The sequence below is a fragment of the Streptomyces sp. TRM68367 genome (assembly GCF_014495685.1).
In the GTDB taxonomy this organism is placed as follows: Bacteria; Actinomycetota; Actinomycetes; order Streptomycetales; family Streptomycetaceae; genus Streptomyces.
Map to the genome: position 1 here is coordinate 35,913 of NZ_JACTVI010000069.1, position 8,709 is coordinate 44,621.

Sequence of the window (8,709 nt, forward strand, 5' to 3'; positions counted from 1 at the left end):
TCAGTTCCTTTCTGGCTGCGGGGCAGCACTGGCGGCGAGCTCGGCGCGGACGGGTGCGAGCCGGGCTGTGAGTTCCGCGAGTTCGGCGCGGGCGGCTGCGGCTCGCTCCTGTTCGCGGGTCCTGAGGGCGTCGGAGAACTGGTCGAGGAACGCGGGCTCCAGCAGCGCGGCGGTGACCTCCCCGACGGCGCTCACGGCTGGGGCCTCGTCGCTGGTGCGGGTGTGCTCGGGTTCGGGTTCGTCGGCCGGTGCCGGGTGCTCTGCTACGGCGGGGCTGTTCTCGTGGATGGCGGCTGCGGCGGCGGTCAGTGCGAGGTTGGACCGGTCGACGACGGCGGCAGCGGTGAGCGGGGAGGAGTGGCCGGGCACCGGCACGGAAAGCACGGCCTTGAGCTGCCAGCGGCCGTCATTGCCCTGCGTCATGTGATAGCTCGGCTGGCAGGCCTGGAACACGGTTCGGTCCCACTGGGACAGCCAAGGGGCGGCGGCGCCGGAGAACCACATGCCTCCCTCGTTCATGCCGACGGTGACGACTGCCCCCACGGTGCGGGAGTCGTCGAACTGGCAGACGGCGGTCTCGCACTCGAAGCCGTCGCGGTGGTGCCCCACGTTCATCGTCATCGCACCCGCGCGAACCTCCGACCCGTCGTCCAGGAGGAACTGCGTGCGCAGGAAGTGACTCAGGTCCAGGCCGCGCGCGGCGAGCTTCTCGATGGTGACCTTCTTGCCGTGCACGGCGTGCGGCACGCCGCGTTGTGCCACCCACCCGTACGCGCGGCCGTCAACGATGTGGACACCGCCACTCCCCGGGGGCAGCTCCTCGGGGGTGGGCTCGGCGAACCATGCGGCCGGCATCGGCTTCTCGGTCTGCATCACCTGCCACGCGGAGGCGAGGATCTCGGCGGCCCGCTGGTCGTACAGGGCGTCAGCGTCTGCGTCCGCTGCTGCGGTGGCTTCCCCCTCCGGGATCGTGGAGGGCCCGACGTAGAGTCCGCGGGTGAGGCGCACCACGTGCCCGTCGTCCAGGGCGCGCGCCAGATGGCTGCGCACGGCGTCCACGCTGAGAGCGAGCGCGTTCGCGACGTGCGGGGCACTGACCGGCGTGGGGGAGCTGCACACGTAGGTGATGACCCGCTGGTGGTCATCCCCGGAGGCGGCCACGATGGGCGCGGCGGCGGCCTGCTGCTCCTCGGGCGGGTCGAGCACGATGCGGGCCTTGTCGTAGGCGGGCATCGCTACGAGGGTCGCGCCCCGCACGCGGGCGCGGGTGATGCGCACCAGGAAGTCACCGGCGTGCTCTTCATGGAAGACGACACCGGCCTCCGGGTCGTCGGTGTCCCCGGCGGCGGCGGTGAGTTCCTCGGGGAACACGCGGCGCGCGGTCGCCGCGGATATGCGTCCGCCGGGGCTGGTGAACAGCAGGGTGGAGCGGGCGCTGTGGGCCATCTCGATGCCGGAGGCCGTCCACTCCGCGCGGCTGCGGCCGGTGATCATCCATGAGCCGTCGTCCAGGCGCATGACGGAGGCGGACGCGAACGATGCCGCGAGCGCTATCGGCTCCTCATCGCCCTCGCCGGGTGTGGTGGTCGTGTCCACGAGCTGCACGCTCACGTCGTCCAGGTCCACGGACACCCCGAGCGGGGCATTCTGGTCCAGGAGCAGCGCGGCGTCGTATCCGGCGGGCTGCGTCAGGTAGAGGACGCCGTTGCCGGTGAGTCGGTCCCCGTCCCGGCCAAGGGTCTGGAAGGAGCCAGCGAGTTCGGCGCCGTTGTGGCCCTCGCCCATGGCTTCCGCGTACTGGAGGGGCCAGGGCCCGGCACCGTCCCAGTACAGGGCGCCGGAGGCGAAGACCCGGTTGTCGCCGGTCTCCTCGTTTTCGAACGCGAGCGCGGCACCGTCGGGGGTGGACCAGGTGCGCACCGGGGGCGGTGGCATCTCAGCCTCGGCAGGGGTAGCCATGGCGGCCTCCAAGTCTGGGCGTAGGGGTATGTCGGTGTGCTCGCCTGCGAAGGCCAGCCGTATGCGGTCGAAGGTGATCGGGCCCAGCCGGTCGAGCATGACCTTCAGGGGCCACCGGTCGCCCGTATACGCCCCGGTCACGTGCGCTGCCCAGGGGGAATGCTGGGCGGGCACTTCGGGGCGTTCGTGGGTGGACTCCAGCGCGTCATAGACGAGGTTATGCACGGTGGCCAGGCCGGGCCCGTCCTGGTCGCGGTCGTCGCCGACGGCCCACACCCATACGCCGTCCTCGCCGGGGTTCCAGTGGTTCACGCCGAACGCGCGGGCGGCCACCGGGGCGCCGAGGCCTTCCGCGCGGGCACGGATCAGGCCGGCGAGTTCGTTGCGCTGGTCGTCGGTCCAGTCGGCGCCCTCCCCCAGGTAGCACAGGGTCAGGTGCAGTTCCTCCGGTGGCTCGCCGTCCTCGAACGCGAGCCGCTCCACGTCTTCCTCGGAGGGCATGAGCGCGACCATGGCGCCCGTGTGTACCTCGGCGGCGGCCGTTACCTCGTCCATGACGTCCTTCCGGAGGATCGGGAGCGGGCTGGTGTCGAACGCGACGTGGAACCGCTCGGGGTCCTTCACGCCTGCTGCCTCCAGCGCGGGGCGCAGCACGCCGTTCGTCATGAGGACTGCGACCTTGTCGGCGGCCTTGATCAGCTGCCGTAGCGTGTCATCGTCCCGTGGATTCGAAAGTTCGCGCCCGACGGGCGCCTGAGTTTCGAAGGACGCGGTGCGCTCCGCGGTCGCCAGTACCAGCACGCACCGGCAGTTGCACGTGAGCTCCGGCGGCGCGGTCGGGTCTCCTGGGGCCTGCATGTCCACCCCGCCGACCTGGAACGCGTCACCAAGGAGGCGTACCTGTCCGTCGGCGTCACGGTGCGGGTCGCGTACCCGGCTGTCGCCCTGCGGGCTGTTGTGGATACGCCACTGCTTGACGAGCGGCCGGTCCGGGCCGGTCATCGCCTGAGCCGCCGCGAGCGTCGCGGAGTTCCAGGCGCGCGAGGACTCCGTCCGGGCAATGAGTTCCTCACGGGACGCGCCGAGCTGTACCCCCTCACGGTCGAACGCGGCACGCAGCCGGGCACGGAGCTGTTCCACGTCCTCGCCCGCGTTGAGGCCCTCGGCGAGTTCGCGGGTGGCGACCGTGGCCAGGCGTTCCCCTACGGCGTTCAGGAGGTGTTCGGTGCTGGTGACGTAGTCCCCGAGCTGCGCCGGAAGGGTGTCGTCGTCGTACCGGCCGGGCAGGTCGTCCCAGCCGTCCGGCAGGGTGTCCCCAACCTGCGTGGCGGCCGTCTCCGCGGCGGTCTCCGCGACGCCGAGGAGGCGCCGCATGAGCCGGGGAACACGCCGCGTCCACATGGAGGCGATACGGGAGACGCTGAACCGGGCCGCGACAAGCTCTGTGGCCGCGTCCAGGGCGGTGGCGTACTCCTCGGCGACCTCGGCCAGGATGGCGCGGACCTCGCGCGCTACGTCCTCCTCTGCGGCCTCCAGGGCGGCCTCCAGCTCGTCATCGTTCACGGCTGGTCTCCTGCTCGTTGGATAGGCGCAGCGTCAGTTCGGGCCACGGACTCGCTTCGGCCCGCAGGAGCGTGACGGACGCCACCGCCCAGTCGGACAGCGTGGTTTGGGTCCCCCGCGTGTTCATGGCGCCTTGGACGATGTCGGGTACGCCGACGAGCCGTCCGGCCGCGATGAGTTCGGCTGCGCTCGGTTCGGGAAACGGGACCTTGATCGGGTCTGCGGGCTCATCGGCCCACTGGATCTGCTGCTGGTCCAGGCGCCCGGTCCAGTGGACGTGCTGCCCCCGTAGCCGCAGGGAGGTGACACGGCCGACGCGCTGCCCGTGCAGCAAGACCGGGGAGTCGGCGAGCAGTGGCAGAGGGCTTGGAGTGCCGAAGACGATCCGCTTGCTCCTCATCGGAGTGTGCAGGACGGCAAGGATGCCCTCGATGGTGTGGCCCGCCGGGCTACTCAGCTCATCCTCATTCACGGCCGGCTCCCCCCTCGGTCGTCGGGGTCCTCGCAGATCGGGCACATGGCGTACGTGTGACTGCGGGTGACGCCCTGCGGCGTGAGGATGTGCAGGGTCGCGCAGACCAGGCTCATGGCCTTGCAACGCGGACAGAACTCCTCGCGGGCATCGCCCATGACCGGCGTGACGACCGGCTGTACGCGCGCTTCGCTCATGCGGCCATCGCCATACAGGAGTCGCGCAGCACGCGGGCGGTGTCCTCGTACGTGTGGGGGTGGCGGGCGGCGATGAGAGCGCGGGCGTAGTCATCCAGGAGCGCGGTGAGGCACTCCGGGTCCAGCCCGTACCGGGCGGCAATCTCCGGGACGCGGGCCCATGCGCCGTCCAAAAGGTGCCAGCTATCGACCTGGCTTTCGTCTACGGGGAAGACGGTGTGCAACTCGGCCGGCACGATCTCCCGGGCACGGGCCCGTTCGCTGCGCGGGCAGGCGGGCTTGTTCCGCAGGCGCTCCCCGGCGGCCTGGAGTGCGGCCCAGATCACGCCGTCCACGGCGGCTAGCACGCCGGGGCTCGGGATGGCGGCGGCGGCGAGGGTGTCCGGGATGCTGGTGGTCTCGCTTACGGGCAGGTTGGTCACGTTGCTCGGTGCCTCCTCGTCGTCGCCGCTCTGGCGGTCGCGTTCGCGGGTTTCGCTGGGGGTGGGCGCGTCCGCCTCGTCGAATCCGGTCTCCCGGCGCGCGGCGGCGGCGGAGATCAGGCCCTCCTTGAACGCCTCCAGGGCGGTGGCCGCGCGGTTGGCCTGGGCACGGAGCTGGCTGGTGTCGTACCAGACCAGCCACTCCCCGGCGTCCTCCACGTTCTGGTCTTCCAGCAGGGGGCGCAGCCACTGCGTGGTGAGGGCGTGCGCGATGAGGGCCAGGCGTGGCTCTACGCCGAGGCGAACTGCCTCGGCGGAGATAGCCCAGGCCGACCAATGGTTCGCGTCCGAGAGACCGAGCAAGATTTCTGCGGGGATTTCCAGGCCGTTGGCGAAGCGGCGGATGGCCTCCTCACGGAGCTTGATGGCGATCTCGTCAAAGTCGCTGTCGAACGTGACGAGGCGGATATCGCCGATGGCCTCCGCGGGCACTTCCAGGATGATCGGCACCGTGGCGGCGGCGGAGGTGGGTTCACGGATGGCCGTCTCGGCCACCTGCATGAACACCTCGATCAGGTCGTCCTGGGCGTCGGACTGGCCCGGCTGTGTGGGGAAGCGCACGCCCTTGGGAACCAGGAGCACGCCACGCCCGGTCAGTCGGCTGCGGGCGATGGCGGCGACGGCGGCGTTGAGGAGCTGGAGTTCCTCCAGCAGCACCAGGGAGGAGCGGATGGGGCTGTCTGCCTCGATGTGACGCCGGGGGTGGGGCTGCCACACCCGGATGGCCACGGGGGCGGTGTCGTCGGGGTTGTCCGGGTCGTACTCCGGGATCTTGATCTGCTCGCCATCGATCTCGGCGGTCATCTCCCCGTTGCCGCTGCGCACTTCTGAGGTGGACAGCACGCGCCACTCCTCGCCGGTGACGAGACCGGCGGCGTCCAGGGTGGGGCGGATGACGATCCAGCCCTCACCGGGCACGACGAGGTGGGGGCCGAAGTCCCCGAGGATCTGTGACTGGCCGTCCGGGCCGGTGGCGATGCGCTGGACGAGTTCCGCGGCGAGGTGGTCATCCGGGGCGCGCTCGATCGTGCCGTCCTCGGCGCGGCGGCCGGCGAATAGGGTCGCGCCGCTCATGGCGTTGCCGATCCAGGTGGCGGCGAACCGTACCTCGGGGGTGGCGTCGAAGAAGCGCCACGCTTCCTCTTGCCAGCCCTGGCCGCTGACACTGGCCGGGGTGACGGTGTTGCGGGTGGGCTTGCGGGTGTAGCGCGCGGCGGCGGCGGTGAGCTGTGCGGCCACGGGTCACCCGCCGAACGTGTCGTCGCGGCGGTTGAGGAGGGCCTGGACGCCCGCGACGGCGAACCACTCGATGCCGTGGATGAGGAGCGGGGCGTCGTGCCATGTGCCGGTTGCCAGCAGGTAGGTGGCGAGGACGGCGCCGGATATCCACCAGCCGAGGCAGTAGATGCAGCTGATGAGCTGTATGAGGAAGGCGCGCGGCTTGCTGTCCAGGTTGCGGGAGTGCCAGGCCGCGAGGCGCTCGCGGGCGGGGTCAAGGATCGAGTCGTGGACGCCGAGCTGCGTGGCTCGGTAGGCGGCGAATCCCAGTAGGGCGAGCACGGGCAGTGAGATCAACGGAACGCCCCCATGGTGAAAGGTCTCCTGGTACGGCGCACATGATAGGCCCGGTTCCGGAAATCTTGCGGCGTAGGCGCCTTTGTACAGAAATTATTCCTGTCGCTGCCGGTGCAGGTCTCGCCCACCCACGGGGCGTCTCGTGGGTAATTGGCCCCTGCTGTCGGCCCCGCGCCCTACCGTGGGGACATGGCTGATCGCATTGAGGACACCGGGGACGAGGAGCAGCCGACCGAGCGGTGCACCTGCGGCGCCGCCGGGGGTGCGCTGCGGCAGTTTCAGGAAGACCTCGGGAACGCCATGCGACAGCCGGAGGACTCCGGCCCGCCCATGCAGCGTGTGGAGCTCAAGACCGACCAGGGCACGGAGCTGCTGCTGTACGGCCCGGGCCCGGAGTTCCAGGACGCCGGTGTGCTGGTCATCCCGGCGGAACTGGACGAGCCGGGCAGCTGAGCCCGGACACGAACGGGCCCGCCGCAGCATGGAGTGCCGGGCGGGCTCGTGGTGGTGCAGGCGGTCCCTCTGGTCAGTTCTCGCGGCGGGCTGAGATGGTCTCGGCTGCGCGCCGCAGGGACGGCAGGCCGGGGGTGACGCCTTCGCTCGGGTGGTTGATGACGCACTCCGCACCGTCGACTCGGCTCACGGTCCAAGGCAGCAGTTCATCCGTCTCGCGGTCCACGACGTCGAACCATTCGACCTTGCCGAAGTAGTAGGGGGTGCCGTACGCCTGGGGGCGAGTGAACGTGTGGACGTGGTTCGGGGTGAGCATGACGTTCCCCTTCCACGGCCCGGGAGCGGCCTCCGTGGTCGACTCAAGGGCGGGCTCGGGGGCGGGCTCGGGGGCGGGCTCGGCGGCCGGCTCCGGGGCGGGCTCGGGGTGGGAGTCCTCCACGATGGTCAGCACGCTCGTCCAGTTCTTGCCCGTGGTCGCGAAGTCGGCCGCGTAGTGGTCGAACCGGACGAGCTGCACGCGGGTGTGGGGGTTGTCTCTCGTCAGGCTCTCGTACATGCCGCGGGAGTAGTCCTCGGTGTAGACGCCCATGACCCTGCCGTTGACCTTGTAGGTCCAGACGCTGCGGATGGGGTCCGGGGTCTCGGCGTTGCTGGTCATGGTGCGCTCCTTGTGGTCGGTGTCTTGCTGACACCCCCACTGTATGCACCATGATATTGCAACGTTAAGGTGCAATTATGGGTAGCTCCACATACATGCACACGCATCCTTGTGGATCTGCCGCACCCTCACCGTCGGCCACCCATCCGACCGCCACCGCCCCCGAGCCCACCCGCCACGGTGCGCCCGTACCTCGCGGCCGCGGTCGTCTGCCGAGCGGGCGCAGAGCGTGCCGGCGAAGCAACTGTGGCGGCAGCCAGGTACTCCGCGAACAGCGACATGGCCACCGCGTCCCCACGGTCCGGCGAGCGGCCGAGGCGCGCGGCCACGTCCTCCTTGGGCTCCACCTTGATCTTCGGCGGAATGCCGGTGGTCACGTCCCACGTGGGCGTCGTCAAGTCGGCCACCATGAGATCGTCCGGCGGCAGCATCAGCTCCGGCTCGAACGCGGGGTCCAGCAGCTCCCGCACGTTCCAGTAAGCGGCCCCCCTCGTGTTGGTGAAGCCCCACTCCCCATCACGAGTGCGCCGCTTGCTCTTAGCGGCACCGGTGTACGCCAGGACAGGCGCGCCCAGCTCCCGCAGGCGGTCCACCACACCACCACCGACCCCCATGGAGTCCACCACCGGCACGGACACCGTGCGCCCCTCCTCGTCCGGGTCGCCAGTCGCGGCGAGCACGCGGGCGGTGGTCTGCATGGTGTCCTCCCTGTCGTGCACCTCCAGCCTGGTGATGCACGGCCCCCACTGATGGGCGAACACCGTGGAGTCCCCGCCGGAGCGGGCCACGTCCACGCCGGTGATCCGGCGGCCGTCCAGGGCCGGGCGGCCGGCGTCGTTCCAGGCGTGCCACCGCTCGATCGCTGCCTCCACCCACGCGAGCGGGATCACGCTGTCCTCATCGCTCGCGTGGAACTCCCCGAGCACGCGGTTCGCGTACATGGCACTGTCGCGGCCCCACTGCTTCGCACGCTGCTCGGCCCACTGGGAGGAGATACGGCCGGCGGCGATGGCCTCCGCGAGGGTGACGTGCCGCACCCACCAGTCCTCCAGGCCCGGGGCGCGCTTGTGGATCTCATAGAAGCGGCCCACCGGCGGGCCGGGGGTGGAGATGGCCAGCGCGAACGCCTCCGGCAGCTTTCCAGGTGGCCCGTCGGTGCGCCCGCCGGAGAAAGCACCCTCAATGGCATCCCAGGTGCCATCCGGGACGATCTTGGCCTCATCGATGAGGTACAGCAGGGAGTCCGCGTGCGCGCCCTCGATCAGCTACGGCAGCTGTAGATAGCCGCTGCTGAGCTTTCTGATCACGGTGTGGTGTCGGCGTACGCGTGCCAACGGCAGTGGCAGAGGC

The 8,709-nt window shown here is 70.5% G+C and carries 8 protein-coding genes; 1 reads left to right on the plus strand and 7 read right to left on the minus strand.

The window, feature by feature from the left end; translation table 11 throughout:
• Genes H8R17_RS47590 through H8R17_RS32185 form a run of 5 tightly spaced genes read right to left on the minus strand, consistent with a single transcriptional unit; the run spans position 1 to position 6,248 of the window.
• Positions 1-3,522: a phage minor head protein gene (locus H8R17_RS47590; protein ID WP_316959587.1), complete on the minus strand. Its 3,522-nt coding sequence runs from the start codon at positions 3,520-3,522 to the stop codon at positions 1-3.
• Positions 3,512-3,994, minus strand: coding sequence for a hypothetical protein (locus H8R17_RS32170; protein WP_187826746.1), 483 nt, complete (start codon positions 3,992-3,994; stop codon positions 3,512-3,514). The genes H8R17_RS47590 and H8R17_RS32170 overlap by 11 nt, the downstream gene beginning before the upstream one ends.
• Positions 3,991-4,191 (minus strand): hypothetical protein, encoded by a 201-nt coding sequence (locus H8R17_RS32175; RefSeq protein ID WP_187826747.1) that lies wholly within the window; start codon positions 4,189-4,191, stop codon positions 3,991-3,993. The genes H8R17_RS32170 and H8R17_RS32175 overlap by 4 nt, the downstream gene beginning before the upstream one ends.
• The gene (locus H8R17_RS32180) at positions 4,188-5,912 is read right to left on the minus strand and encodes a hypothetical protein (RefSeq protein ID WP_187826748.1); all 1,725 of its coding nucleotides are present in this window, start codon (positions 5,910-5,912) and stop codon (positions 4,188-4,190) included. Before H8R17_RS32180 ends, H8R17_RS32175 begins: the two co-directional genes overlap by 4 nt.
• 3 nt (positions 5,913-5,915) lie before the next feature.
• Entirely contained in the window at positions 5,916-6,248 is a 333-nt protein-coding gene (locus tag H8R17_RS32185) for a DUF1360 domain-containing protein (RefSeq protein WP_187826749.1), read from the minus strand.
• Positions 6,249-6,437: 189 nt separating this feature from the next.
• Between H8R17_RS32185 and H8R17_RS32190 the strand changes: the two genes are divergently transcribed.
• Entirely contained in the window at positions 6,438-6,701 is a 264-nt protein-coding gene (locus H8R17_RS32190) for a hypothetical protein (protein ID WP_187826750.1), read from the plus strand.
• A 73-nt stretch (positions 6,702-6,774) separates the two neighbouring features.
• Here H8R17_RS32190 and H8R17_RS32195 read toward each other — a convergent pair whose 3' ends face one another.
• Positions 6,775-7,359 carry a hypothetical protein gene (locus H8R17_RS32195; RefSeq protein WP_187826753.1) on the minus strand — a complete coding sequence of 195 codons (585 nt, stop codon included), beginning with the start codon at positions 7,357-7,359 and terminating at the stop codon, positions 6,775-6,777.
• Positions 7,360-7,487: 128 nt separating this feature from the next.
• On the minus strand, positions 7,488-8,450 hold the full coding sequence (locus H8R17_RS32200; RefSeq protein ID WP_187826751.1) for a hypothetical protein: 963 nt from the start codon (positions 8,448-8,450) through the stop codon (positions 7,488-7,490).
• Positions 8,451-8,709: the final 259 nt, after the last annotated feature.

Excerpts from the sequence above, each read along its gene's own strand:
- H8R17_RS32190 (WP_187826750.1), top strand. The coding sequence starts at position 6,438 with ATGGCTGATCGCATTGAGGACACCGGGGACGAGGAGCAGCCGACCGAG.
- H8R17_RS32195 (WP_187826753.1), bottom strand. The coding sequence starts at position 7,359 with ATGACCAGCAACGCCGAGACCCCGGACCCCATCCGCAGCGTCTGGACC.
- H8R17_RS32175 (WP_187826747.1), bottom strand. The coding sequence starts at position 4,191 with ATGAGCGAAGCGCGCGTACAGCCGGTCGTCACGCCGGTCATGGGCGAT.